Below are 25,529 nucleotides of genomic sequence, written 5' to 3' on the forward strand. Positions count from 1 at the left end.
TCATTCTCTTTCTATGTTTTTAAGATCATTTCGAATCGAATCAATACGACGTTGTTCTAAAATGTTATTAGGAGATGATGAAGAAAAATAATTAATATTTTTTTCTTGATTGTTAAGGGGAGCATTATTTTTATTAGACTTAATATTCTTTTTGAAATTTTCATTAAGTGATTTTTTTTTAGAAAAAAAATGATCTAAAGATAAAAAAAATACTGAATTATTTTTCTTATCAATGAATATTTTTTTATTTTTGCTTAATAATCTTTCCATAGATTCTATGTAAAGACGTTTTAAAGTTATTTTTTTAGCTATTCTATATTGAGGTAAAATTTTAGAAAAACGAGCAACTTCTCCTTGAGCTTCTAAAATTATGCGTGAAGAATATGCTCGAGCTTCTTCTATGATTCTTTGTGCTTTACCATTAGCTTTCGGCTGTACTTCATTTGAATAAGCTTCGGCCTCACGCACATATTGTTCACGATTTTCACGTGCAGCAATCGCATCATCAAAAGCAGCTTTCACTTCTTCAGGAGGCCGAGCTGTTTGAAAATTAACATCTAATATTGTAATACCCATTTTATATGGTCTAATTGTTTCTTCAATTTCTTTTTGAGTATCACTTCGAACTAAAGTTCGGCCTTCTGTCAACACTCGATCCATAGTGGAATGCCCAATAACGCCTCTAAGTGCGCTATCTGTTGCTTGACGTAAACTGTCATCTGGATAACATACAGAAAAAAGATAATCAGCAGGATTAGTTATTTTATATTGTACGTTCATCTCGACGCGTACTACATTTTCATCTGAAGTCAGCATCATACCTGAAGTCGCTAATTCACGTACTGTCTCAACATTAACAGCTTTAACTTCATTAATAAAAATAGGTCTCCAATTTAATCCTGGCTGAACTAAATGACTGAATTTACCAAAACTCGTAACCACACCACGCTCAGCTTCTTTAATAGTATAAAACCCACTAACACCCCAAATAAAAAAACTTATAAATATTATTATTGGAAAAGGATGAATTACTTTTTTCGATGAACCTGAAGAATTAGTTTTTTTAGTAATAATATTTCTCAGACCGTATAAAAAATTTTTTACATCGGACACAGTCGTTTTTTTTTCATGTGTATTATCTGAACCATTTTGATTATTACTGTTATTGTTCCCCCATGGATCAAATTCTGGTTTATTATCATTTGGTTTGTTCCAAACCATATTATGCCTCATTTATTGTTTTTTTTGCTAAAATAAATTTTGAAAAAATTATTTAAGAGATTATGTTTTTTAATAAGAAAATTTTATTGAAAAGAGTAAATCTTTTATCCCGTAATAATAAAACATAACTTTTATAAAAATTGTTAAAATTATATAGATAATTATTTTTTTTTAAGAATATTTAATATATTTTGAACTAAAATATCAGGAATAGGGTGATATAATATTTTATTGAGATTTTTCCATTTTTTTAACCACGTTAATTGATGTTTAGCAAGTTTTCTCGTAGCATATATTATTTTATTAAACATTTCCTGATAACTGTTTTTATATTCAAGATATTCCCACATTTGACGATATCCGATAGATCGAATAGATGGTAAATTTATATGTAAATCTCCTCTTAAAAAAAGAATTTCTACTTCTTTTTGAAAACCTAAAATTAACATTTTTTTTACGCGACGTTCAATTTTATTATTCAACCATTCTTTATCTGGAGGCATAATTGCAAATTGAAAAATATTATATGGTAATTGATAGTTATTATGTTCTTTTAGTTCTGTTAAACTTTTCCCGGATAGATAAAAAACTTCCAAAGCTCTTAGCAATCTTTGGAAATCATTTTTATGAATTCGACTAGCAGAAATAGGATCTATTAATTCTAATTTCTTATGTAGAAAATTTTTGTCATGACTATTTTGTAATAAAAATTCGCGAATTTTAATATTAGATGGTGGTAAAATAGATAATCCATGCAGTAATGTATTATAATAAAACATCGTCCCGCCAACAAGACAAGGTATTTTGCCTAATTTAATAATATCGTCAATTTCTTTTAAAACGTCTTTTTGAAATTCTGCAGCTGAATACTGTTCAATTGGATCTTTAATATTTAATAAACGATGAGGATGACTAGATAAATCAGAAAAATTTGGTTTATCTGTTCCAATATCCATTCCACGATAAATTAATGTAGAATCTACACTGATCAATTCTATTGGCAAGTACTTTCTAAGATAAATAGCAAGGTGACTTTTTCCACATGCTGTAGGTCCCATTAAAAAAATAACAATGGGTTTTTTTTTATAAATATTTATATTTTTAACATACATAATGCTCTATTAATATTTATTTTTTGTAACAATTTTGGTGGAGGATTTATTAACAATAAAGGACAAAAATATTCCATTTCTAACAGCACTGCAATTCCATTAGAACGAGTCCAATTTTTTGATTCTATAAAAACATTAATATAAAACCAATTTATTATTTCTGAAATTAAGACTTGTTTTTTAAAAAATAAAAATGCAAAAAAATCTGATATTATCAGATAAATATTCCGTTTTTTTAAAAAAATAGGAATAGAAGATAAAATAACATATTTTTTTTCAAAAATTAAATGAAATCCAATTTTTAATAAAATTTCTTTGTTGTGAAGTAGTATTAAATGTTCTTGAGATGTGATATTAACTTTAATATTGCTTAAAAAACATTGCAGTGTAGATTTTTGTTTAATATCATTCTGCAATTTTTCTCTTCTAACTATTGCTTTAGCTAAGGGGAAAGAAATTAATGAAAAATTATTTCTATTATAAATTAAACCATAGTATTTATGTGTAATTATTAATAACTTTCCAATAGAGCACTGATATTTTCCTGACGAAATATTTAAAATGCGATGATTATATTTTTTTTCTGAATTAAAACTTCCAGAAAAATTTTTTCTCAAAAAAAATAAAGGCATTAATGTAAAAAAAATAAAGTGTAAGGAATCTAAATTGGATTGTTTTTGTTGATAAGCATTATTTTGTTTTTCGCAAAAATTATTGTTTAAAAAATATTGTTTTTTATATTTTTTTAAATGATACAAAAGAGTTTGATAAATAAATGTATAAACTACATTAGGTTTATGAAATTTTATTTCACTTTTAGAAGGATGGATATTAACATCAATATCACTAGGTGAAATATTTAAATATAAAATAAATGACAGATCTATTTTTACTGATATTTTATAGTAAGCAGAACGAACTGCATTCATGAAAATATTATTATAAACATATCGATTATTAATATAACAATACTGAATTTTTTTTAATTTTTTATAATTGTATGGATTTGCTATCCATCCAAAAAGATGCAGATTATATTTTTTTTCTGTTATTTCTATAAATTGATTTATATCAACTATATTTAGTATATCTTTTAATCGGTTGATTTTATTTTTTTTATGATTTATTGAATTATATTGTACAATTAATCTGTTGTTATGTTTAAGAGAAAAATTTATATGAAAATAAGATAAAGCTATTTTTTTTACTATTTCTAAAATCTTTATAAATTCTAATTTTTTATTTTTTAAGAATTTAAGACGAACTGGCATATTATAAAATAAACTTTCCACTAAAACAGTAGTTCCTTGAGGATGAGCTATTGGTTGAACAGCAATATGATTACTAGAAAATCCTTCTAAGTATATTTTCCAAGCAATATCATGCAATTGATTAGAAGAAATCAGAGTTAATCTTGAAACGGCTCTAATACTAGCTAAAGCTTCTCCTCGAAATCCAAATGTAGTAAGTTTATCTAAATCTGATAATGAATTAATTTTACTAGTAGCATGATGACATACTGCAAGTAATAATTCTTTTTTATGAATACCACAACCGTCATCGTTTAACATAATAGATTGAAATCCACTTTTTTCTATTACAATATTAATATTTTTTGCACCAGCATCTATGCTGTTCTCTATAATTTCTTTAACGACTGAAGCCGGACGTTCAATAATTTCTCCAGCAGAAATTTGACTTGATAAATCAGATGGTAATATACGAATAGGCATTACCTTATTCTCTAAATGCATTTACAATATTATTAATGAAAAATAAAATAATAGTATTTTAAATTAAAAAATAAAATCTTTTTATGATATATTATAATCTATTTAATTGTCTGCACAATTGTATTATATTCTGAAATAATAAAATCTATTACATTACTATTTTCACATAAATTACAAATCTTGATTAAAGTATTTTTTAAACCTTGTTTTTTTATTAAAGACGAAATGTATATTGATTCTAGATCATTTGGATTATTATAATGCAATGCTGCCGCAATACCTTTAATTAAATTAGAAAAAGGCAAGTGATATTTAATGGTTCCTAAAAGAGGTTTTATTAGACGTTCTTCTTTTCTTAGTTTCTGAACTGGATTCCTTGCTATACGTTCAAGTCTGTCTGATAAAAAAGGATTTTCAAAACGCGAGAAAATTTTATCAATATAAGCTAAGTGATCATTTTTTTTAAAATTATATTTTTTTATCAATACTGATCCACTCTCTTCCATAGCACACCTTACAATAACACGTATTTTTTTATCCGAGATAGCTTCTTGCATTGTTTTATGTTTTTTTATTAAACCCAAATAAGACGCTATAGCATGTCCTGTGTTTAATGTAAATAATTTTCTTTCTATAAAAGCATCTAAATTATTACTCATTTTCATATCAACTATTTTGGGTAATGTGCCTTTAAATTGTGTAATGTTAACAATCCATTCTTTAAAATCTTCAACGATCAAAAATAAACAATCTTTTTTATCAACTGAAGGTATGATTGTATCAATACTACAATCTATAAAACCAATATATTTATTTAAATAATCGTGATATTTTATAGGTAATTTTTCAAGAACTACTTTTTTTAAAAAAGAACTAGCTTTAATTTTATTTTCACAAGCAATAATGTTAAGTGTTTTTATGGATCTATTTTTAATCTTTAATATTATCCCAGAAACAATAATGAGAGCAATTTTATCTAACGTATTAGGACCAACTGCAGTTGTAATTAAATCAACTGAAGCAACGATTTTAATAATATCTGGATTGTTAGCATTTATAGCAGTTATATCTTTAATATTAAAAATATTTTTTTCATTGGTTCCTATTATTTTAATAGAATATTCTTTATTATGATTGATGTTGTCAACTATATCTTGATTAACATCAGAAAAAATAACATTAAAACCGGACTCTGATAATGTTTTTCCAATAAAACCACGCCCAATGTTTCCAGCTCCAAAATGTAGTGCTTTCATACGCAAGTCCAATGAAATTATATATTTAGAATTAATAGTAAACTAAATTTTTTCAACAGTTAAAAGTGATAATGCTTCTTTTACACTAGTAGTGTTAGATAATTTTTTAATTGTATCTTTATTGTCTAACGCATTAGTGATATTACTTACTACCATAATATGTTCATTATTTTTAGCTGCAATTCCAATTACAAGATAGGCAATATCGTCTACATCTTCTCCAAAATGAACACCATGAGGAAATTGACAAAAAATTATGCCGGTCTTTAAAACGGAATCTTTTGATTCAATAGTTCCATGCGGTAATGCTATTGATTCCCCTAGCCAAGTGGAAGCAATTTTTTCTCTTGCTAACATTGAATTAATATAATCAGACTTGACATAACCTTGTTTGACTAGGTTTTTCCCAACAATATTAATTGCTTCTTCTTTGTTATTTGCATATTGATTAAGAATAATATTTTTTTCACTTAACTGAAATAAATTATGTGATTTTTGTTTATTATCTATATTTTCAGAATTAATATAAATATTATCTGAATTAATGATACTGTCTTTTAATTTTTCAACTAAATTATCATAAAAATTATTATTAAGAAAGTTTTTTAAAGATATATGCTGAGCATATGGAGCATAATTTTTAGCTCGCTCGGTTAAATTTTGATGTGTAATAATTAAATCTGCATTTTTACTTGATAATACATTAATTGCCATATTTAAAACAGAAATATGATTTAAATTAGCATTTTTTATTTTTTTTCGAAGAATACTTGCACCCATTGCACTAGATCCCATTCCCGCATCACAGGCAACGATAATTGTATTAATATCACTAAGACTAGAAGTTTTAGAACTATCTTTTGATATTCTTAAATTTAAATTATTTTCACATGTGTTCTCAATGTTTTTATTATTTTTTTTGATTGTATAAAAATGATATTTTAAAAACATAGAAGCAGTTATAAATGAAATGATAAAAGAACAAAAAATAGAAATGATATTAGCAAAATAAAGGCCTTTAGGTGTCATAGCTAAAATAGATAAAATAGAGCCTGGTGATGCTGCTGAAATTAAACCCCCATGCAATGAAACAAGCATAAAAATACCACTCATACCACCTAAAATAAGAGAAATAATTAATTTTGGTTTAATTAGAATATAAGGAAAGTAAATCTCATGAACACCTCCTAAAAATTCAATGACTGCTGCTCCTCCAGAAGATTTAGAAAGCTCGCCTTTTCCGAAAAAAAACCATGCTATTAACACACCTAGTCCTGGACCTGGATTAGATTCAATTAAAAAAAATATAGAGCTATTTTTATCTAATGCGTCTTGAATGCCTAAAGGAGAAAAAACGCCGTGATTAATAACATTATTTAAAAAAAATATTTTAGCTGGTTCTATAATTATAGAAGTCAGAGGTAATAAGTTGTATGATACGATAACTTTTATTAATTCACTTAAAAAAAGAGAAATCCATTCGATAAACGGACCGATTGTAAAAAATGAAATTATTGCTAAAAACATTCCGAATATAGCAAGAGAGAAATTATTTACTAACATTTCAAAACCATTTTTTACTTTATTTTCTACCTTTTTATCAAAATATTTTATAGCCCAACCACCTAAAGGTCCTACAATCATTCCACCTAATAACATTGGTATATTGGTACTAGCAATCACTCCTATAGTAGTTATACTTCCAACTAAGCCTCCTCTAGAATTAGCAACTAAACTACCTCCGGTATATCCAATTAGAATGGGTACAAGATAAAAAATAATTGGTGATATTAATTGTTCCAAAGTTTTATTAGGTTGCCATCCTAATGGCATAAATAAAGCATTCATCATTCCCCATGCGATAAAAATACTTATATTAGGCATTATCATATTACTTAAAAATCGACCAAAATTCTGTATTTTTAATTTAATTAATATCAACATAATAATCACTCATATTCTTACAAAAACTAATATTTTAAAAGTCATTTGAAATTAAAGCGTTAACCATTAAATTGCTGATTTGATTATCTGAAAATAAGCATTTAACTCTAATATATAAAATATTTAAAAGAAAACTTTAATATACTTTTTAATTTATAGATTTTTTTAAAATAACATCTTACTCTAGAAAAGATTGATAAAAATCAATAAGACCTTTAGTTGAAGAGTCATAATATCCGTTTTTGATGTTGTTATTTAAATAGTTATAAATATTTTGAGATAATCTTTTTCCTATTTCAACCCCCCATTGATCAAAACTAAAAATGTTTAATATATAACCTTGCACAAAAATTTTATGTTCGTATAAAGAAATTAATGCTCCTAAATTATAAGGAGTAATTTTCCGAATTAAAATTGAATTAGTAGGTTGATTTCCATCACATATTTTAAAAGGTAAAATTCTATCTATGTCATCCTTATTTTTTTTAGATGATATCAATTCATGTAAAATATCATCTCTAGATCTACCAAAAGCTAGTGCTTTTGTCTGAGCAAAGAAATTAGATATTAATTTTATATGATGATCACCCAAATCATTATGTGAAAAAATTGGAGCGATAAAATCGCAAGGAATTAATTTAGTACCTTGATGTATTAGTTGATAAAACGCATGTTGACCATTAGTACCAGGTTCACCCCAAATAATAGGACCAGTTTGATACTCTATCTTTTCTCCATTTCTATTAATTGATTTACCATTAGATTCCATATTAGCTTGTTGAAAATACGCAGAAAAACGATGCATATATTGATCATATGGAAATATCGCTTCTGTTTCAGATTGAAAGAAATTAGTATACCAGATACTAATTAAGGCTAATAATATTGGAATATTTTTATTATAATCAGCATTATAAAAGTGATTATCCATAGCATGAGCACCATCTAAAAATTTCTCAAAATTATGAAATCCAATAGATAATATTATAGATAATCCTGCTGAAGACCATAATGAAAAACGTCCTCCCACCCAATCCCAAAATTTAAAAATATTATTAATATGAATGCCAAAATTTAAAGCATTTTCTATGTTAGCTGACAACGCAAAAAAGTGTTTGTCTAAATCGTTTTTATCCGTTAAATAATCTAAAAACCATTTTTTTGCACTATATGCATTAGTTATAGTTTCATCTGTTGTAAATGTTTTAGATGCAATTAAAAAAATAGTTGTTTCAGGATTGATTTTTTTTAACACTTCAGTCAAATGAGTACCATCAATATTTGAAACATAATGCATATTTAAATGATTTTTATATGGTCGTAATGCCTCGCTGACCATATAAGGTCCTAAATCAGAACCTCCGATACCAATATTTACAACATCAGAAATAGACTTACCTGTGTAACCTTTCCATTGTCCATTAATAACAATTTTTGAAAAATTTTTCATCTTTTCCAGTAAACTATTAATTTCCAACATAATATTGCAATTATTTACTATAATAGGATGATTATTTCTATTACGTAATGCTATATGTAACACAGAACGATCTTCTGTTTGATTTATTTTAGATCCGGAAAACATAGAATGTATTCCCGATTTCACATTAGTTTCTTTAGCTAAGTTTAATAGATACATTAAAGTGTCATCATTAATGCGGTTTTTTGAAAAATCAATTAACATTTCGTTTTCAAATAAAATCGAAAATTTTTTAAATCGATTTAAATCAGACGAAAAAAGATCTCTTAAATGAACATTTTTTATTTTTTTAAAATGGTTTTTTAAATCTTGATAAGATTTAGTATGATTAAAACTCATATTTTTCATTAAAGAATTTATCCCTCTTAAAAGGTATAAAAGATTTTTGTTTTGAAGATGCTAAAAAGCTAAAATCATTTTAATTTTTTATTTTTATGTAAAAAAATTTCTAAAATATTCTAGGGAATATATTTTTCATTAAAAATTTTCATATATAATTAACATATATAATACAAAAATTAAATATATAATAAAAAATCGTAGATCAATAATCAAATTATTCTGTGCTTCTCTTTTAAAAATTGAATTTAAAAGTTAATATAAAAAATTTAATTCAATAATTATAAAAAATGAAAATTAACAAGACAAATTTGATTTGGATAGATTTAGAAATGACTGGACTGAATCCTAGAATACATCGTATTATTGAAATTGCGACATTAATTACAGACATTAACTTAAATATAATTTCCGAAGGTCCAGTAATTCCTATACATCAAGAAAAAGAACAAATTTTGCTAATGGATAATTGGAACAGAACAGTTCATAAAAAGAACGGATTAATAAAACGAGTTAAAAAAAGTTTTTATGATGAAAAAAAAGCAGAGTTTGAAACTATACTATTTTTGAAAAAATGGGTACCAATTCAATCATCCCCAATTTGCGGTAACAGTATTGCACAAGATCGGAGATTTTTATTTCAATACATGCCAAAATTAGAAAATTATTTTCATTATAGATGTATAGATGTTAGTACTATCAAAGAATTAGCTTGCCGTTGGAATCCAAAGGTATTCAATAAATTTAAAAAAAACAATAATCATAAAGCATTAGAAGATATTCGTGAATCAGTAAGAGAGTTAAATTTTTATAAAAAAAATTTTTTTAAATTTAAATAAAAATAATTTTTTACAAAAGAAAGCTTGAAAAATATATTTTATATATATAAAATACATACTTTAAAGCTTTTAAATTTTTATATATTATTGCGGGAATAGCTCAGTTGGTAGAGCACAACCTTGCCAAGGTTGGGGTCACGAGTTCAAGTCTCGTTTCCCGCTCCAATAAGATTTTTTAAAATAACTACATAATTACTATAGTTTTAGTATAACTATATTCTTAATATAACGAAATATTCACTTTAAAATCTAAGAATTTTTTTTTAATTAAATAGAAAAAAATAATTGTATATCGAAAAAAATTTAAGGAAATTTATGGTTTTTTCTTATAAATGGATGATATTGTTTATCTTTCTATTTGTATTTATATTCCAAATCGAAGCTAGTAACAAAAAAAATTTTTTATTTATTAAAGACAGCAAAAAAAAAACAGAAAATTTTTTTTTAAGAAAATGTGCTTAGCAAAAAACCAAAAAAATAAAAATTTTAAAAAAATTCATTATTATACTAAAAATAAATTTTACAATAATTTGAATACATCAAAAAAAATTACTATAGTAATAGACGCAGGACACGGTGGACACGATCCTGGAGCAATTGGAATTCAAGGATTACAAGAAAAAAAAGTAAACATTGAAATAGCACTTCGCCTTAAAAATTTACTAAATCATGATAGTTTGTTCTGCACAATTCTAACTCGTAATAATGATTCTTATCTTTCATTAACAAAAAGAAAACAGTTTCTCAAAAACAATCACGTAAATTTATTAATATCTATTCACGCCGACTCTTCTAGAAAACAATATGTATCAGGAGCATCCGTTTGGATGGTATCAAAAACTAGAATAAATCGTGAAATTGATGATTATTTAAAAAAAAAACCAGCAATACTTTTTTCTAAAAAAATTGAAAATATATTTAACGAAAATAAATACGATTTTTTTTTAAAAAAAACCATTTTAGATTTACAGTTTAATAATTTTCAAAAAATGGAATTAGATTTGTCTCAAAAAATATTAGAACAACTTAAAAAAAACACAAAGTTAAATAAAACATACCCAAATTATGCTAGTTTAAGTATATTAAGTTCTATTAATACACCTTCAATATTAATAGAAACTGGTTTTATTACAAATTTTTTAGAAGAAAAAAAATTGAGAACTGCTGATCACCAGAATAAAATTGCTAGTTCTATCTATTTAGGTCTTAAGAATTATTTTAATCATTCTATTAACTTTTAAGAAAATAAATACATTTTAAAATAGTAATTTCGTGCTCATTAAGCATCTAAACATGTAATTTTTAGATGCTTAAATTTTAAAAACATTAATTATAAAAAATAATTTTAATTTAATTCTTTCTTAATAAATTTAAAACGCTTTTTAAATCTTTCAACACGGCCTCCAGTATCAATAACTCTTTGTTTTCCCGTATAGAATGGATGACATTTTGCACATATATCTAAATTTAGATTATGATTAATAGTAGAACAAACTTCAATTATATTTCCACAAGAACAGGTAGCTGTTATTTTAGAATAACAAGGATGGATGTTTTTTTTCATCTAAAAAACTCCTGAATTAATTTTAAATATCTATATTTATTATACGAGTATTAATGTATTAATACTAAAAAATTATCAATTTTTATTTATAAAATATAATATTCAAAAAATATATGTATGATGATAAAAGAAAAATCAATTCTGTGTATTTTAATAAAAAAAAAAATAAAAACAAAAAATTGAATTCATATATATGTTTAGTTCTAATATCTATATTTATTTTTTTTATTTATTTAAATATAAATACGAAAAAATCTTCTGAAAATAAAATTAAAAATATTACAAAAAATAGTAAAAATAATAACGTATTACCACCTAAACCAAAGGAAAAATGGGAATATATTCACAAATTAGAAAATTTGTAAAATGCATATCTTTTTACAATTAATCAAATTGATTTATTACAGTTTTACACAATCAAATAAATTATTTCAAAAAGTATTTTAGAAAAATATTTTAAAAAAATAATATAACTTAAAATCATATGCTATTTAAAAAAATAGCCAATTACATCTTATATATAAAATATTTTTATATTAATAAAAAAGTATAAGAAATAAAAATATTATTTTGAAGAGGTTTTTCTTGTGACCACAATATTAAGCGTAAGATTAAAAGATAAAGTAGTAATTGGAGGTGATGGACAAGCAACTTTAGGCAATACAATCATGAAAAGCAATGTAAAAAAAATCAGATCGTTATATCATGAAAAAGTAATTGCTGGTTTTGCAGGTGGTACTGCAGATGCATTTACGTTATTTGAAATGTTTGAAAAAAAATTAGCCATGTATCAAGGTCAATTACAACGTTCTGCTATTGAATTAGCAAAAGATTGGCGATCAGATAGAATGTTGCGAAAACTTGAAGCTTTATTAGCAGTTGCTGATAAAGAAACGTCATTAATAATTACAGGAAATGGAGATGTAATACAACCTGAAGATGATTTAATAGCTATAGGATCTGGTGGTGCTTATGCTCAATCTTCTGCTAGAGCATTAATAGATAACACTGATTTGGATGCGAATCAAATTGTAAAAAAATCATTAAATATTGCTGCTAATATTTGTATATACACAAATCACACTTTCACTATAAAAGAACTATTTTCAGAAAAATAAGGATTATCTCTATGTCTGAAATGACTCCTCCTCAAATTGTTTCTGAACTTGATAAATTTATTATTGGTCAAGAAAAAGCAAAAAGAGCTGTGTCTATTGCATTAAGAAATCGTTGGCGCCGTATGCAGTTAAATAGTGAATTACGTCATGAAATAACACCTAAAAATATTTTAATGATTGGGCCTACAGGAGTAGGAAAAACAGAAATTGCAAGACGTTTAGCTAAATTAGCAAATTCTCCTTTTATTAAAGTAGAGGCTACTAAATTTACTGAAGTAGGATATGTTGGAAAAGAAGTAGATTCAATTATTCGAGATTTAACTGATGCTGCAATAAAAATGATTCGAATTAAAAACATAGAAAAAAACAAAATTCGCGTAGAAGAAATAGTAGAAGAGAAAATTTTAGATGTTCTTGTTCCTAGACCCAAAAAAAATTGGGCAGAAAACGAAAAAAATGAAAGTCTTTCAAAAACAATTCAAATATTTCGAAAAAAATTACGAGAAGGTGTTTTAGATGACAAAGAAATAGAAATTAATGTATTAGCAACTACTATGGGTGTTGAAATAATGGCGCCGCCAGGAATGGAAGAGTTAACCAGTCAATTGCAATCTTTGTTTCAAAATCTAGGAGGACAGAAAAAAAATAGTAGACGTCTTAAAATTAAAGATGCCATCATACTTTTAACAGAAGAAGAAGCAGCTAAACTGATTAATCAAGAAGAAATTAAAAAAGAAGCTATCAATGCAGTTGAACAACATGGAATAGTTTTTATTGATGAAATTGATAAAATATGTAAACGAGGTGATTCCTCTGGTCCAGATATCTCTCGAGAGGGTGTTCAAAGAGATTTACTTCCATTAGTTGAAGGATGTACTATATCTACTAAACATGGTATGGTTAAGACAGATCATATTTTATTTATTGCATCTGGAGCATTTCAAACTTCTACACCTTCTGATTTGATTCCTGAACTACAAGGTCGCCTGCCAATTAAAGTTGAATTGCAAGCACTTACCATTGATGATTTCGAAAAAATTTTAACTGAACCTAAAGCATCTATTACTGCACAATATAAAGCACTTATGGAAACAGAAGGTGTCTGTATTAATTTCACAAAAGAAGGAATACGTAATATTGCAGAAGCCGCTTGGAAGGTGAATGAATCTATGGAAAATATTGGAGCTCGTCGATTACATACTGTGTTAGAAAAATTAATGGAAGACATATCTTTTAATGCCAGCGATAATAAAGGTAAAACCATTGAAATTAATTCAAATTACGTAGGTGAAAATTTAGATCAATTAATATCTAATGAAGATCTTAGCCGTTTTATTTTATAATTTTTTGTAAAAAAAATAAATATTTTTTTGCATTATTAAAAATAAATTTAAATTAATTTAACAATTTCTATTGAAAAAAAAAAATAAAACCTTACTATACAATAAAACATTTATTGATTTTTTAATCAGAAAATATTTAAGAGGAATCTGCTATGTCTTATCGTTCTCTTTCATTTATTCCAAATTTTAATGATCATAATATTTTTTCAAACAGATTTAATCAAATCGATAAAATGTTTAGTACTTTAACAGGAGAGAAACCGATATCTGATACACCGACATATAATTTATGTCAAATAAATGAAATTCAATATCAATTAACACTGAGTGTTCCTGGATATAAAGAAGAAGAATTAGATATATCTGTACACAACAATCAATTATCTATTAAAGGTAAAAAAGAAGATAATAACAGTTATAATAACCAGGAATGTAGTAAATGGTTACATAAGGGTATAATATTTAATAATTTTTCTTTAAATTTTAATCTAGATCATAAAATCAAAGTAAAAAAAGCAGAACTATCTTTGGGTTTATTAAAGTTAGACTTTGAATGTAATATTCCAGAAGAAGAAAAACCTAAAAAAATTTTAATTAATCTTCCTGAAGATACTAAAAAAATTGATAAAAAATAAAACTATAAACAAGATAAAAATCGCTGTACTTATAAAAATAAGTACAGCGGTTTAATTGCAAATTATTGAGAATAAATAATGAACCCATGGATCAGTGCAGATATTTTAACAGTAAAAAGATGGACTAAAAATTTATTCAGTCTTATTTTAAATGCTTCCATAGAACCTTTTCTTGCCGGACAATTTACTAAACTAGCTTTATGTGATAGTAATATGCTCAATCAAAATAAAATTCAAAGAGCATATTCATACGTTAATGCTCCTAGTGAAAAAAATTTAGAAATTTATATCGTTCGTGTAATAAATGGAAAACTGAGCAATCTATTGTATAATCTTAAAAGAGGCGATAAAATTTTTATTAAAAAAAAAGCGTTTGGTTTTTTTATTATAGATGAAGTGCCAGATTGCGAAACATTATGGATGTTTGCTACCGGTACAGGCATAGGTCCTTATTGTTCAATTTTAAAAGAAGGTAAAAATATTGATAGATTTAACCACATTGTCCTAATACATGCTGTTCGGTATCAAAATGAATTAACTTACTTGCCTCTTATGAAAGAATTATATAAAAAATATAATGGAAAATTAAAAATTCAAACTATTACTAGTAGAGAAAATAATATAAATTCTTTAACTGGTAGAATACCTTTTTTATTAAAAAATAAAATATTAGAAAAAAATATCGGTCTTTCAATCAATCCTGAAACTTCACATGTTATGTTGTGTGGAAATCCCTTTATGGTGAAAGATACTTTTTTATTCTTGAAAAATAATAGAAATATGGAAAAACATTTACGTCGAAAAAAAGGTAACATTACAACAGAAAATTATTGGTAGAATATTTCTTCTAATCTTAACAACGATCTAATGCAAAAGAGATAACTTCTTGAATATTCTTTTTGTTTAAAACTAACATAATTAATCGATCTAAACCTATTGCAACTCCTGAACAAGGCGGTAAACCATGATATAAAGCATCCAAAAAAAAATTATCTATTTTTTGTACTGGAAGATTCATAGAAAAACGTTCCTGATTATCTTTGATAAAACGTCTTTTTTGCTCATTAGCATCTGTGAGTTCATAAAAACCATTTCCTAATTCTATTCCTTTAAAAAAAATCTCAAATCTATCTGATATGCGAGAATCTTGTGAATTAATAGCAGCAAGAGACGCTTGTTTTGCAGGAAAATGATAAACAAAAATAGGTCTATCTTTTCCTATATTAGGTTCTATTTTTAGTGTAAATAATAATTGTATAAATTTATTTAAATCATTTTCAGAATGAGTTAAATAATCTAATTTTAGTTTTTTAGATAGTTGATGTAACTCTAACAAGTTCGTAGATAATGGATCTATTTTAAAAAAATCTATGAACAGATTTTGATAAGAAATTTTATCTGATTGATTGCAATTTAATATATTTTGAAGAAATTTATCTATTTCTTTAATAAATTTCTTCATTGAATAAAATGGTTGATACCATTCTAATATAGTAAATTCTGGATTATGATATTGACCTAATTCTGCATTTCGAAAACTATGACAAATTTGATATATAGGTCCACTTTCTGATGCTAATAAGCGTTTCATATGATATTCTGGACTAGTTACTAACCATAGTTTTAATTTTTCGTTGACATTGTTTGATGGAAAATAATTGGTTTCAAATGATGATAAATTTATATCAGTAACCGTTGAACGCGATAAAATTGGTGTTTCTACTTCAAGGACATTTTTTTGAGAAAAAAATAAACGAATGTTAGAAATAATTTTCGATCTTTTAATTAAACTTGCAATAGAAGCGCTAGGTTTCCAGACTATTTTTTTCATTTTAATTTTCCTTGAAATTTACTAAGGTTAAGAAAAGTTGATTCAAAATAAAACAAAAAAATAAAAATATGAATAAAACTGCAATATATCCAGGTACTTTTGATCCAATTACATACGGACATTTAGATATCATAACACGTGCAACAAAAATATTTGATAGCATAACTATTGCAATTTCTAATAATGTTGAAAAAAAACCAATTTTTAATTTAAAAGAACGTATAGAATTAACTAGAATAGTTACAATTAATTTAAAAAATGTAAAAAAAATACTTGGATTTAATGACTTACTTGCTAATTTAGCAAAAAAAGAAAAGGCTAATGTTTTAATTAGAGGAGTTAGAACAATATTTGATTTTGATTATGAAATAAAATTAGCTGCTATAAATAAACAGATTTATCCAGATTTGGATAGTATTTTTTTACTTTCTTCTAAAGAAGTTTCTTTTATATCCTCATCTTTTGTTAAAGAAATTGCAAAATATAAAGGTAACATCAAACCTTATATTCCTAAAGAAGTTCATTCTGCATTATTAAGAAAACTCAATAATAATTCTATAAAATGAAATTATTTTTTTCAAATAGTAGGGTATATAGTATACCCTACTAATACATTAAAAATTTAAAAATATTTATTTTACGAAATGTGAATATTTCATTATTGGAGAATTATTTGGGGGAAAAATTATAGTTGCACGTATTCCAAAAGATTTATATTTTTGAATTTGATTACTATCATTATTTACATCTAAGTCAGATAAATTAGTAGCAACTAATTTGATTGAACCGTCATTTAGAAAGTTTACTTTGTAAATATTTCTTGAATTTTTTATTAGATATTGATCAATCTCTGGATGTTCAGAAATTAACTGAAGATAAGATTGATACAAAAATTTTTGATTTGCATATGTGGAAATCAATTTTTGAGATTCAATATCTGGTATTATTTTCTTAAAATCTTCTAGCATTTTTTGTCGATTGTTAATGGGAATAAAATCATTGTTTATAATAAAAAGAAATGGATTTGAATCAGCCATAAATTTTTGATCTAAATTATCAGATAATTTTAAAGATTCATAGTGTTTTTGAAAATTTTTAATTGTGAATTGAATATTTTGAAGTGAGTTTAATTGATCTGAAACTATCCATACGTCATTATTAATAAAATTACTATAATAAGCTTCTTGAATGCTTTTATTCATTCTCGTTTTAAAACTTTGATCTGTTTTTGATATATCTTTTCTTCCTTCTGAATCGAAATTTTCATCTAATCTTTTGAAGGGATAAAAATCATTGTCATTTTTAGGTTTAGGTGTTGGAGTTAAAAGATCAGGAAATGAACTTTGATACTCAGGATGAAGTGGATTGCCATTTAGTTTATTGACAATTTTTATTTTTCCTTGATATCTAATTTTTTCAATAATGGCTCTAATATAAGCTTTTGAAGATTCAATAATTCTTTCAAGCTGTTTAATATGTTCAGATAGAGCAGCGAGGGATTCTGATTTTGGTTTTGATTTTAAAATTTTATCATCTGGCAAAAAAAACATTTTTTTAAATGTTGTACCATTAAATAAATTTATAGTTTCTGTTTTAACAGTTTCATAAGTTTGTACAACTGTGTTTTTTATTGTTTCAAGAATGCTTTCAGCTATTTCGAAAATATCAAAATCTAGGAATTTGTTATTAGAAGGTTCTGTTTTTTTTTTGAAAAAATTTGAAGGGGATTCTTCAAGAATTTTTTTTTATGAGTATATTTTGATTTTTTTTATCATCACTTTTTTTAATAATTATATTATTTTTTTCTTCTTTATTCATTTCTATATGATATTTTTCAAGAAGAATAGTTTTTTCGATTTTTTTTTGCATTATATCCAATAAAATCAAAGAATTTTTATATGATTTTTCTAAATTTGTTAAATTTGTTTTATTTTCAACATCATTTAATTTTTCAGAATTTTTATCATCAAAATTAGTTTTTTGGAATTTATTAATATTTTTTTTGTTATTTAACATTTTTTTTATAGTATCTTCATAAAAATCTGTTTTATTTGAATATCTTTTGTTTACTATATCTATATTAAATAAAAAATTAGATGACATAATATTGTGCCTTTTTGAAGAATTATTTTAATATACTTTAAATGTGCTTTTAAAACTTTAAAATATATAAAAAAATTATTATTCTATATTTTAATTATTTTTTTTTAAAAGTCAAATATTAATTTTAGAAAATAAAAAAGATAGAAAATATGAAAATATACTTAAAATTTAACCATTACAATAGAAGAATATACAGTTTAATTAATTCACTTAAATTAAAACATGATGAAAATTGTTCTATGGGTTTGATAATAAATCATAACTCATTAGAGTTATATAACCGTGAAAATTTTAATCAAAAATCTATAAAAGTTGATTTTACTTCAAAAAAAAATAATTATCGATGTTTTCATTTTAGAAAAAAAAATGAAATTTTATTTAAAGTTGCGGGAATAAAAAGTTCTTATTTTCCTTCTATATTAGATGCAACTGCAGGTTTAGGTAATGATTCTTTCATGTTTTCTTTTTTAGGTTGTCAAGTTCTTATGATAGAACGTCATCCAATAGTGGCTGCTTTGTTAAAAGATGGTTTACAAAGAGGATATCAAGATAAAAAAATAGGTCATTGGTTAAAAAAAAGATTGCGTTTAGTAATAAACGATAGTTCTAATATGTTAGAAATGCCTATTTCAAGACCAGATATAATTTATTTAGATCCTATGTATCCCTCTCATAATAAAAAATCTTTACCTAAAAAAAATATGCAGCTTATTAGAAAATTAATAGGATATAATTATGATTCTGAAATGTTGTTAAATACTTCTAGAAAATTAGCAAAAAATAGAATTATTGTAAAACGTCCTTATTATGCAAAGCCTTTATCTAAAGATAAAGTGAATTTTACTATTACCACAAAAAAACATCGTTTTGACATATACCAACCTTTTTCAATATAACAGGAGTACATATATTTCACAGGTACTCCTGTTAATTTATTGATAAATATTATAAATATATTAAGATTTAATTTTTTATATTATAAACAATGTAATCCAATATAAAAATCCAGACAAGAAAATTGAAACGGGTAGAGTTAATATCCATGCTAAAGCGATATTGTTTATGGTTTTTATTTGAATTCCACCACCATCAATTAACATAGTACCTGCCACAGAAGATGAAAGGATATGTGTAGTAGAAACAGGTATACCTGTATAACTTGCTATCCCAATAGAAAAAGAAGCTGTTATTTGTGCTGACATAGCTTGTGCATATGTCATTCTTCTTTTTCCTATTTTCTCACCAATAGTAATAACTATACGTTTCCAACCTATCATTGTTCCTATTGATAAAGACAAAGCAATAATTAATATAATCCACATTGGTGCATATTCGATTGTTTTAAGTATCATTTTTTTGCTTGTTATTAAAAAATATTTGTCTTTTGAATTAACATCAGAAGAATTGACTGTTTTGTCGATGAAATCAGAAATTGATAGTAAAAAATGCCGTAATTGAAATCTTTTCTGAATATTTAAAACATTATAGTCAGACACGTTTTCTAATAATAATTTAGTGTTTTGAATATTTTTTATAGCATCATAAAATTGATAATTTACAATTGAATTGTTTATTGCATTTTTGTTTTTTGCAATATTTAATTTATGAGTAGTGTGTTCTAAATAATATTTTTCTAAATTATTTAGTGTGTTTTTTGTATATTTTATTTCATATTTATTAGCATTTAAATTTACTAAAAAAGAATTAGGTAAAATACCTATTAGTACTAGCATTATTAACCCAATACCTTTTTGTCCATCGTTTGCACCATGAGCATAACTAACTCCAATAGATGATAAAATCAAGGCTATTCTAATTAAAAATGGTGGTGTTTTTTTACCATCTATTTTTTCACGTTCTAATGGTGTCATATGAATACGATAAAAATTTTTATTATTATTTAAATAGTATCGTAGTAAAAAAATTAAACTTCCAGCTACTATTAATCCAATAATAGGAGAAAAAATAAGAGATAAAAAAACATTAGTCATTTTAGGAACATTAAGTGCATTTACTAAAGATGAACCTGTAACTATTGCATTTGTTAAACCTATTCCAATAATTGCACCAATCAAAGAATGCGAACTTGATGCAGGTAAACAAAAATACCATGTAGATAAATTCCAAATTATAGCTGCTAGTAACATTGAAAAAACCATAGCAAGAGCATTTTTTGAAGTGGTATTTAATAATAAATCGTTTGGCAATAAATGAACAATTGCATAAGCAACAGTTAAGCCTCCTAATAAAACACCTAAAAAATTAAATATACCAGACATTATAACTGCAATATTTGCAGACATTGCTCGAGTATATATTAAAGTTGATACTGCGTTTGCTGTATCATGAAACCCGTTAATAGCTTCATAAAATAAAACAAAAAATAAAGCTAAAAAAACCAATAAACTATGATTCAAATCAGAATAAGAAAATAAATCTAGCATAATCTTTAAGCCATTTTGATGAATTAAACTAAGTTTATTATCTGTGAGAAACTATGCTTGAGGAAAGTAAAATATATTTTTTATTTTATAAAACATTTTGTATAACGCAAAAAAATATTAGAATTTTTTTAAAAATTTTTTTTCTTTAATTTAAAAGATAAAAAAACACCAAAAAATAATGTTATTATTATGAAAATAGAAATTCCAGACCATTTCATATGAAACCAAAAAAAACCGCCAAATGTACCAAATACGCTAGAGCCTAGATAATAAAAAAATAGATATAAAGATGTAGCTTGAATTTTAGCAACATGGGTATATGAACCGACCCAGCTACTAGCAGTTGAATGAGATGCAAAAAACCCGCCAGAAAATATTACTAAACCCAGAATTATTATTAATAATTGATTATATTGTGTAATAAAAACACCTATTATCATTAATAGTAACGATGCAATAAGAATATTATTACGATGATATTTATGAATTAAAATACCAGCTTTAGGAGAACTGTATACTCCAGTTAAATAAATAATAGATATTAATCCTATACTTGATTGACAAAGAAAAAATGGTGCTAACATCAAACGATAACCAATATAATTAAAAATAGTAACAAAACTCCCCATTAGTATAAAACCTATTATGAAAAGAATGAATAACGCTGGATTTTTTATTTGTAAATAAAAATGATTTAAAAATTTATAAAAATTAATGGAAATGGATGAAAAATTTTTAGAAGGGGGTAAAAAATACAAAAAAAAACAAGATGCTATGAAAGCAAATAAACCAATTATCATTAGTGAAACATTCCAAGAAAATTTTTCTGCTAAAATACTACTTAAAAATCTTCCTGAAAAGCCACCTATAGTATTTCCACTAATATATAATCCCATACAAAAAGATAAAGAATTTGGATGTATTTCTTCACTAATATATGTCATTGCAACAGCAACAACACCGCTTAAGGCTAATCCAGTTAATGATCGTAATAGGACAATACTAGTCCAGCTAGTCATCATTGAACATATTATAGTTAATATTGCAGCTATAAATAAACAGGTAGACATAATTGATTTTCTACCAATTATATCAGATAATGGTCCTGTAAAAAGCATACCTAAAGCCATTGTTACAGTTGCAGCAGAAAGAGATAAACTACTTTCTGCAGGAGTTAAATAAAATTGTTTAGAAAATATCGGTAGAATTGATTGAACGCAATATAAAATAGAAAAAGTAGCAAAACCACCGGAAAAAAGAGCTAAAATAACTTGATTAAATTTTTTTGTATTTTTTTTTATGTATTCTTTTTCTAATAATTTTTTTGTATTGTTTAATAAAATCAAAATATCTAGCCTCTTTTTTGATTAAAAATAGTTTTTATATGTATACGCAACCGTCATAAACATGTTTTGCAGGTCCTATCATATAAAGCGGAGTTCCAAAACCTTCCCATATTATAATTAGTTTCCCACCTAGTAGTTCAACTTCAACAACATTAGAAAGTAATTTTTGTGCTATACCTATTGCAACTGCAGCACAAGCAGCACTTCCACAAGCTTGTGTTTCACCTACATCACGTTCATATACTCTTAATTTAATATTTTTTTTATTTATAATTTCCATAAAACTTACATTTATTCCCTTTGGAAATATTGAATTTTTTCCTATACGTTTACCAAGAATATTTACAGGTGCATGTTTAATACATTGTACTTTAATAATACAATGAGGATTACCCATAGACACCAAACTGCAAATTAAATTTTCATTAAAAATCTTTATTGAAAAATTTTCATGCAAAATATTTTTTGATGAAAATGAATCATACAAGTTGAAATCAGGTTGATTCATATTTACTTTAATCATATTTTTAGATAGAAATTCAATAATTAAGTGACTTTTTTTTGTACTAACTGAGATTTTATTTTTCTTAGTTAGGCCTTTTAATAATAAAAAAAGACCAAAACATCGTGCACCATTTCCACATTGTTCCACTTCGTTCCCATTAGCATTAAAAATTCTATAATTGAAATCAAATAGAGAATTTTTTGATTTTTCTACAAGCAAAAGTTGATCGAAACCAATTCCAGTATATCGATTAGACAATTTTTTTATTATAAATGATGATAAAATAAAATTTTCTTTAATACAATTAATAACCATAAAATCATTACCTAACCCATGCATTTTAGAAAAGTTTATTTTTTTTTTATTTTTATAGTGTAAGTTCATTATGTTCTCTAATAATTATTTCTATATTTTTGATATTATTATTTATTTATCATAATTAACATTTTAATACTTTTATATCATATTTTAATTTTATTAAGAAAATGAGATAGTTTTTATTTGTGTAAATTTGATTATTTTTATTTTTTATAATTTGTTATAATTAAAATTAAATTAAGGATTTTTTTATGAAAAAAAAAATAAGTTCTGAAAAAGAGAATAACAATTTTTATGCATTAGTAAATAGTTTATTTTTAAAAATAGAAGATGGTTTACAATTACATGATCAAATTGATTTTGATTACGAAATTCAAGATTATGTCATAACTATTACTTTTGAAAACAAAAGTTCAATTATAATTAATAAACAAGAACCATTAAAACAAATTTGGTTAGCTACAAAGATAAATGGATATCATTTTAATTATAAAAATAATGAATGGATCTGCAATCGTACTAATAAAAATTTTTGGGAGATATTTGAAAATGCATGTTCTATTCAATCAAATAAAGATTTTATTTTTTATAAAAAATAATATATGTTGAATATAACAAATGATAATATTTTTTAAATAAAAAAATATTTTTATTGTACAAAATTATAAAAAATGCATCTATTTTAATATGAATCCTGATATGCACAATAAAACATTAAGAATTGCTACTAGAAGAAGTCCCTTAGCTTTAGAGCAAACTAAATATGTTCAAAAAAAAATACTGTCTTTATATCCTGATTTAAATATCAAGCTAATTCCTATTGTGACTCATGGAGATAATGTCTTAAATAAATCTCTTTCAAAAATTGGAGGAAAGGGATTATTTATTAAAGAATTAGAACTTGCTTTGCTTGAAAATAAAGCAGATATTGCAATTCATTCTATGAAAGATCTTCCTGTAAATATTACCAAAGAATTGTGTTTAGTTAGCATATGTAAAAGAGGGAATGCTTTAGACTCACTAGTATCTAATAATTATCAATCCATAAATCAATTACCTAGAGGTGCTATAATTGGGACATCCAGCTTAAGAAGACAGTGTCAATTAATTACTTATCGTCCAGATTTAATTATTTCTCCTTTAAGAGGCAATATAGAAACTAGGATAGCTAAATTAGATCAAGGTAAATATGATGCAATTATTCTTGCTACTGAGGGATTAAATAGATTAAGTTTGAAAAATAGAATCACTCAAATTATACCTGCAGAATTATCTTTACCACCATGTGGACAGGGTGCTATTGGTATTCAATCTAGAACACATGATAAAAAAGTTTTGTTTTTTTTATCTCGTCTCAATCATATAAATACTTTCATCGAAATAAATGCAGAAAGAGCTTTTTGCAGAAAATTAGAATCGGGATGTCAAATTCCCATTGGAAGTTATGCTATTTTAAAAAAAAATAAGATTTGGTTAAGAGGATTAGTAGGTTCACCTAATGGTAAAATAATATTAAAGGGAGAAAGAATAGGTTGGTACAATACAGCAGAAAAAATGGGATATTCACTTGCTGATGAATTACTTAGTAATGGAGCTAAAAATATTTTAAACAATCTTTATATTAAACAATTTCATCATATATGAAAATATTAGTCGTACGACCTTCTCCTTCAGGAGAAGAATTAGTAAAAAATCTAAACAATACGGGTATACCTTCTTGGCATTTTTCTTTATTTGATTTTTATCCAAGTACTAGTTCGATAAGTTTATCAGAAAAAATTAATGAATTATATGAATCAAAAATTATTGTTATTTTTTCTAAAAAGTCTGTTTTTTACACTAATTTGTATTTAAAAAATAATAATTTAACATGGCCTTTTCATGTAAAATATTATGCTATTGGAAAAAGCAGTGCTTTTTTTCTGCAAAAATATATTAAAAAAAAATTACTTTTCCTCTACAAAAAGAAAATAGTGAAGGTTTATTAAAAATATTATATAGAGATAAAATAAAAAATAACAAAATTGTTTTATTACAAGGAGAAAATGGTCGAAAATTAATAGCAAAAAAATTAAAAAAAGAAGGTTTTAAAATTTGTTTAATTGAATGTTATAAAAGAGTTTTTAAAGTTTTGGATAGCAATATAGAAGTAAAAAAATGGCGTTTTTACAAAATAGACACTTTATTAGTAACGAGTAGTGAGGCTTTATATCAAATAAAGAATATTATTTCTAATGCTAATCAAAGCCAATGGTTACTTGAGTGTAAAATTTTTGTTGTAGGAAAAAGATTATTACAGATAGCAAAAAAATTAGGTTGGAAAGATATTATAGTTTCAAACTATGCTAATAATGAATCTTTTCTTAAAATAATTAAAAGTATAAATTTTAAAATGTAG

Annotated in this window: 25 protein-coding genes and 1 tRNA gene; 13 read left to right on the forward strand and 13 right to left on the reverse strand. The window is 24.7% G+C overall.

The window, feature by feature from the left end; genetic code table 11:
- The 6 genes from hflK to pgi all read right to left on the reverse strand — a co-directional run bounded on the left by hflK (position 1) and on the right by pgi (position 9,094).
- On the reverse strand, positions 1-1,221 hold the full coding sequence (hflK, locus tag D9V72_RS02890; RefSeq protein WP_158355342.1) for an FtsH protease activity modulator HflK: 1,221 nt from the start codon (positions 1,219-1,221) through the stop codon (positions 1-3).
- A 161-nt stretch (positions 1,222-1,382) separates the two neighbouring features.
- Entirely contained in the window at positions 1,383-2,279 is an 897-nt protein-coding gene (miaA, locus tag D9V72_RS02895) for a tRNA (adenosine(37)-N6)-dimethylallyltransferase MiaA (RefSeq protein WP_222836981.1), read from the reverse strand.
- A 35-nt stretch (positions 2,280-2,314) separates the two neighbouring features.
- Entirely contained in the window at positions 2,315-4,066 is a 1,752-nt protein-coding gene (gene mutL / locus D9V72_RS02900; protein WP_158355345.1) for a DNA mismatch repair endonuclease MutL, read from the reverse strand.
- 98 nt (positions 4,067-4,164) lie between these two features.
- The gene (locus tag D9V72_RS02905) at positions 4,165-5,322 is read right to left on the reverse strand and encodes a mannitol-1-phosphate 5-dehydrogenase (protein ID WP_158355347.1); all 1,158 of its coding nucleotides are present in this window, start codon (positions 5,320-5,322) and stop codon (positions 4,165-4,167) included.
- Between the two features lie 42 nt (positions 5,323-5,364).
- Positions 5,365-7,266 carry a PTS mannitol transporter subunit IICBA gene (locus tag D9V72_RS02910; protein WP_158355349.1) on the reverse strand — a complete coding sequence of 634 codons (1,902 nt, stop codon included), beginning with the start codon at positions 7,264-7,266 and terminating at the stop codon, positions 5,365-5,367.
- A gap of 178 nt (positions 7,267-7,444) precedes the next feature.
- Positions 7,445-9,094, reverse strand: coding sequence for a glucose-6-phosphate isomerase (pgi, locus tag D9V72_RS02915; protein ID WP_158355351.1), 1,650 nt, complete (start codon positions 9,092-9,094; stop codon positions 7,445-7,447).
- A gap of 281 nt (positions 9,095-9,375) precedes the next feature.
- Between pgi and orn the strand changes: the two genes are divergently transcribed.
- The 3 genes from orn (at position 9,376) to D9V72_RS02930 (ending at position 11,165) form a co-directional block, all read left to right on the forward strand.
- Positions 9,376-9,924 (forward strand): oligoribonuclease, encoded by a 549-nt coding sequence (orn, locus tag D9V72_RS02920; protein WP_158355353.1) that lies wholly within the window; start codon positions 9,376-9,378, stop codon positions 9,922-9,924.
- A gap of 89 nt (positions 9,925-10,013) precedes the next feature.
- Positions 10,014-10,089 (forward strand) — tRNA-Gly (locus D9V72_RS02925).
- A gap of 287 nt (positions 10,090-10,376) precedes the next feature.
- Complete coding sequence (locus D9V72_RS02930) at positions 10,377-11,165, forward strand: N-acetylmuramoyl-L-alanine amidase (protein WP_158355355.1); 789 nt, start codon at positions 10,377-10,379, stop codon at positions 11,163-11,165.
- 104 nt (positions 11,166-11,269) lie between these two features.
- Here the strand turns inward: D9V72_RS02930 and rpmE are convergent, their stop codons facing one another.
- On the reverse strand, positions 11,270-11,488 hold the full coding sequence (gene rpmE, locus D9V72_RS02935) for a 50S ribosomal protein L31 (protein ID WP_158355356.1): 219 nt from the start codon (positions 11,486-11,488) through the stop codon (positions 11,270-11,272).
- Between the two features lie 587 nt (positions 11,489-12,075).
- Here rpmE and hslV point away from each other — a divergent pair.
- From hslV to D9V72_RS02960, 4 genes are all read left to right on the forward strand, one after another.
- On the forward strand, positions 12,076-12,606 hold the full coding sequence (hslV, locus tag D9V72_RS02945; protein ID WP_158355360.1) for an ATP-dependent protease subunit HslV: 531 nt from the start codon (positions 12,076-12,078) through the stop codon (positions 12,604-12,606).
- 11 nt (positions 12,607-12,617) lie between these two features.
- Entirely contained in the window at positions 12,618-13,949 is a 1,332-nt protein-coding gene (gene hslU, locus D9V72_RS02950) for an HslU--HslV peptidase ATPase subunit (RefSeq protein ID WP_158355362.1), read from the forward strand.
- Positions 13,950-14,101: 152 nt separating this feature from the next.
- Entirely contained in the window at positions 14,102-14,584 is a 483-nt protein-coding gene (locus tag D9V72_RS02955) for an Hsp20 family protein (protein ID WP_158355364.1), read from the forward strand.
- A gap of 78 nt (positions 14,585-14,662) precedes the next feature.
- On the forward strand, positions 14,663-15,421 hold the full coding sequence (locus tag D9V72_RS02960) for an FAD-binding oxidoreductase (RefSeq protein ID WP_158355367.1): 759 nt from the start codon (positions 14,663-14,665) through the stop codon (positions 15,419-15,421).
- Between the two features lie 16 nt (positions 15,422-15,437).
- On the opposite strand, the gene epmA is transcribed toward D9V72_RS02960, so the two are convergent.
- The gene (gene epmA, locus D9V72_RS02965; protein WP_158355369.1) at positions 15,438-16,415 is read right to left on the reverse strand and encodes an elongation factor P--(R)-beta-lysine ligase; all 978 of its coding nucleotides are present in this window, start codon (positions 16,413-16,415) and stop codon (positions 15,438-15,440) included.
- Positions 16,416-16,483: 68 nt separating this feature from the next.
- Between epmA and coaD the strand changes: the two genes are divergently transcribed.
- Positions 16,484-16,981: a pantetheine-phosphate adenylyltransferase gene (coaD, locus tag D9V72_RS02970; protein WP_158355372.1), complete on the forward strand. Its 498-nt coding sequence runs from the start codon at positions 16,484-16,486 to the stop codon at positions 16,979-16,981.
- A 66-nt stretch (positions 16,982-17,047) separates the two neighbouring features.
- On the opposite strand, the gene D9V72_RS03155 is transcribed toward coaD, so the two are convergent.
- Both D9V72_RS03155 and D9V72_RS02980 read right to left on the reverse strand, forming a co-directional pair.
- Positions 17,048-18,154, reverse strand: a complete 1,107-nt coding sequence (locus tag D9V72_RS03155; protein ID WP_187308308.1) for a hypothetical protein — start codon at positions 18,152-18,154, stop codon at positions 17,048-17,050.
- Positions 18,147-18,518: a hypothetical protein gene (locus tag D9V72_RS02980; RefSeq protein WP_158355374.1), complete on the reverse strand. Its 372-nt coding sequence runs from the start codon at positions 18,516-18,518 to the stop codon at positions 18,147-18,149. Before D9V72_RS02980 ends, D9V72_RS03155 begins: the two co-directional genes overlap by 8 nt.
- Before the next feature lie 149 nt (positions 18,519-18,667).
- On the opposite strand from D9V72_RS02980, the gene D9V72_RS02985 reads away from it, so the two are divergent.
- Positions 18,668-19,414 carry a class I SAM-dependent methyltransferase gene (locus tag D9V72_RS02985; RefSeq protein ID WP_158355376.1) on the forward strand — a complete coding sequence of 249 codons (747 nt, stop codon included), beginning with the start codon at positions 18,668-18,670 and terminating at the stop codon, positions 19,412-19,414.
- Between the two features lie 75 nt (positions 19,415-19,489).
- Here the strand turns inward: D9V72_RS02985 and D9V72_RS02990 are convergent, their stop codons facing one another.
- The 3 genes from D9V72_RS02990 to dapF form a co-directional block, all read right to left on the reverse strand.
- The gene (locus D9V72_RS02990; protein ID WP_158355378.1) at positions 19,490-20,962 is read right to left on the reverse strand and encodes an inorganic phosphate transporter; all 1,473 of its coding nucleotides are present in this window, start codon (positions 20,960-20,962) and stop codon (positions 19,490-19,492) included.
- Positions 20,963-21,090: 128 nt separating this feature from the next.
- On the reverse strand, positions 21,091-22,308 hold the full coding sequence (locus D9V72_RS02995; protein WP_158355380.1) for an MFS transporter: 1,218 nt from the start codon (positions 22,306-22,308) through the stop codon (positions 21,091-21,093).
- Between the two features lie 34 nt (positions 22,309-22,342).
- Positions 22,343-23,197 carry a diaminopimelate epimerase gene (gene dapF / locus D9V72_RS03000; protein WP_158355382.1) on the reverse strand — a complete coding sequence of 285 codons (855 nt, stop codon included), beginning with the start codon at positions 23,195-23,197 and terminating at the stop codon, positions 22,343-22,345.
- A 185-nt stretch (positions 23,198-23,382) separates the two neighbouring features.
- Between dapF and cyaY the strand changes: the two genes are divergently transcribed.
- From cyaY to D9V72_RS03020, 4 genes are all read left to right on the forward strand, one after another.
- Positions 23,383-23,730: an iron donor protein CyaY gene (gene cyaY, locus D9V72_RS03005; protein ID WP_158355384.1), complete on the forward strand. Its 348-nt coding sequence runs from the start codon at positions 23,383-23,385 to the stop codon at positions 23,728-23,730.
- Between the two features lie 100 nt (positions 23,731-23,830).
- Positions 23,831-24,775, forward strand: coding sequence for a hydroxymethylbilane synthase (gene hemC, locus D9V72_RS03010; RefSeq protein WP_158355446.1), 945 nt, complete (start codon positions 23,831-23,833; stop codon positions 24,773-24,775).
- Entirely contained in the window at positions 24,772-25,119 is a 348-nt protein-coding gene (locus D9V72_RS03015) for a uroporphyrinogen-III synthase (protein ID WP_158355386.1), read from the forward strand. Before hemC ends, D9V72_RS03015 begins: the two co-directional genes overlap by 4 nt.
- Positions 25,120-25,139: 20 nt before the next feature.
- Positions 25,140-25,529 carry a uroporphyrinogen-III synthase gene (locus D9V72_RS03020; protein ID WP_261979235.1) on the forward strand — a complete coding sequence of 130 codons (390 nt, stop codon included), beginning with the start codon at positions 25,140-25,142 and terminating at the stop codon, positions 25,527-25,529.

This window comes from Buchnera aphidicola (Macrosiphum gaurae), assembly GCF_005080965.1.
In the GTDB taxonomy this organism is placed as follows: domain Bacteria; phylum Pseudomonadota; class Gammaproteobacteria; order Enterobacterales; family Enterobacteriaceae; genus Buchnera; species Buchnera aphidicola_S.

What these genes read in the sequence shown, in the direction of transcription:
- hflK (WP_158355342.1), bottom strand. Translation starts at nt 1,221, where the DNA reads ATGGTTTGGAACAAACCAAATGATAATAAACCAGAATTTGATCCATGG.
- miaA (WP_222836981.1), bottom strand. Translation starts at nt 2,279, where the DNA reads ATGGGACCTACAGCATGTGGAAAAAGTCACCTTGCTATTTATCTTAGA.
- mutL (WP_158355345.1), bottom strand. Translation starts at nt 4,066, where the DNA reads ATGCCTATTCGTATATTACCATCTGATTTATCAAGTCAAATTTCTGCT.
- D9V72_RS02905 (WP_158355347.1), bottom strand. Translation starts at nt 5,322, where the DNA reads ATGAAAGCACTACATTTTGGAGCTGGAAACATTGGGCGTGGTTTTATT.
- D9V72_RS02910 (WP_158355349.1), bottom strand. Translation starts at nt 7,266, where the DNA reads ATGTTGATATTAATTAAATTAAAAATACAGAATTTTGGTCGATTTTTA.
- pgi (WP_158355351.1), bottom strand. Translation starts at nt 9,094, where the DNA reads ATGAAAAATATGAGTTTTAATCATACTAAATCTTATCAAGATTTAAAA.
- orn (WP_158355353.1), top strand. Translation starts at nt 9,376, where the DNA reads ATGAAAATTAACAAGACAAATTTGATTTGGATAGATTTAGAAATGACT.
- D9V72_RS02930 (WP_158355355.1), top strand. Translation starts at nt 10,377, where the DNA reads ATGTGCTTAGCAAAAAACCAAAAAAATAAAAATTTTAAAAAAATTCAT.
- rpmE (WP_158355356.1), bottom strand. Translation starts at nt 11,488, where the DNA reads ATGAAAAAAAACATCCATCCTTGTTATTCTAAAATAACAGCTACCTGT.
- hslU (WP_158355362.1), top strand. Translation starts at nt 12,618, where the DNA reads ATGTCTGAAATGACTCCTCCTCAAATTGTTTCTGAACTTGATAAATTT.
- D9V72_RS02955 (WP_158355364.1), top strand. Translation starts at nt 14,102, where the DNA reads ATGTCTTATCGTTCTCTTTCATTTATTCCAAATTTTAATGATCATAAT.
- D9V72_RS02960 (WP_158355367.1), top strand. Translation starts at nt 14,663, where the DNA reads ATGAACCCATGGATCAGTGCAGATATTTTAACAGTAAAAAGATGGACT.
- epmA (WP_158355369.1), bottom strand. Translation starts at nt 16,415, where the DNA reads ATGAAAAAAATAGTCTGGAAACCTAGCGCTTCTATTGCAAGTTTAATT.
- coaD (WP_158355372.1), top strand. Translation starts at nt 16,484, where the DNA reads ATGAATAAAACTGCAATATATCCAGGTACTTTTGATCCAATTACATAC.
- D9V72_RS02980 (WP_158355374.1), bottom strand. Translation starts at nt 18,518, where the DNA reads ATGTCATCTAATTTTTTATTTAATATAGATATAGTAAACAAAAGATAT.
- D9V72_RS02985 (WP_158355376.1), top strand. Translation starts at nt 18,668, where the DNA reads ATGAAAATATACTTAAAATTTAACCATTACAATAGAAGAATATACAGT.
- D9V72_RS02990 (WP_158355378.1), bottom strand. Translation starts at nt 20,962, where the DNA reads ATGCTAGATTTATTTTCTTATTCTGATTTGAATCATAGTTTATTGGTT.
- dapF (WP_158355382.1), bottom strand. Translation starts at nt 23,197, where the DNA reads ATGAACTTACACTATAAAAATAAAAAAAAAATAAACTTTTCTAAAATG.
- cyaY (WP_158355384.1), top strand. Translation starts at nt 23,383, where the DNA reads ATGAAAAAAAAAATAAGTTCTGAAAAAGAGAATAACAATTTTTATGCA.
- hemC (WP_158355446.1), top strand. Translation starts at nt 23,831, where the DNA reads ATGCACAATAAAACATTAAGAATTGCTACTAGAAGAAGTCCCTTAGCT.
- D9V72_RS03015 (WP_158355386.1), top strand. Translation starts at nt 24,772, where the DNA reads ATGAAAATATTAGTCGTACGACCTTCTCCTTCAGGAGAAGAATTAGTA.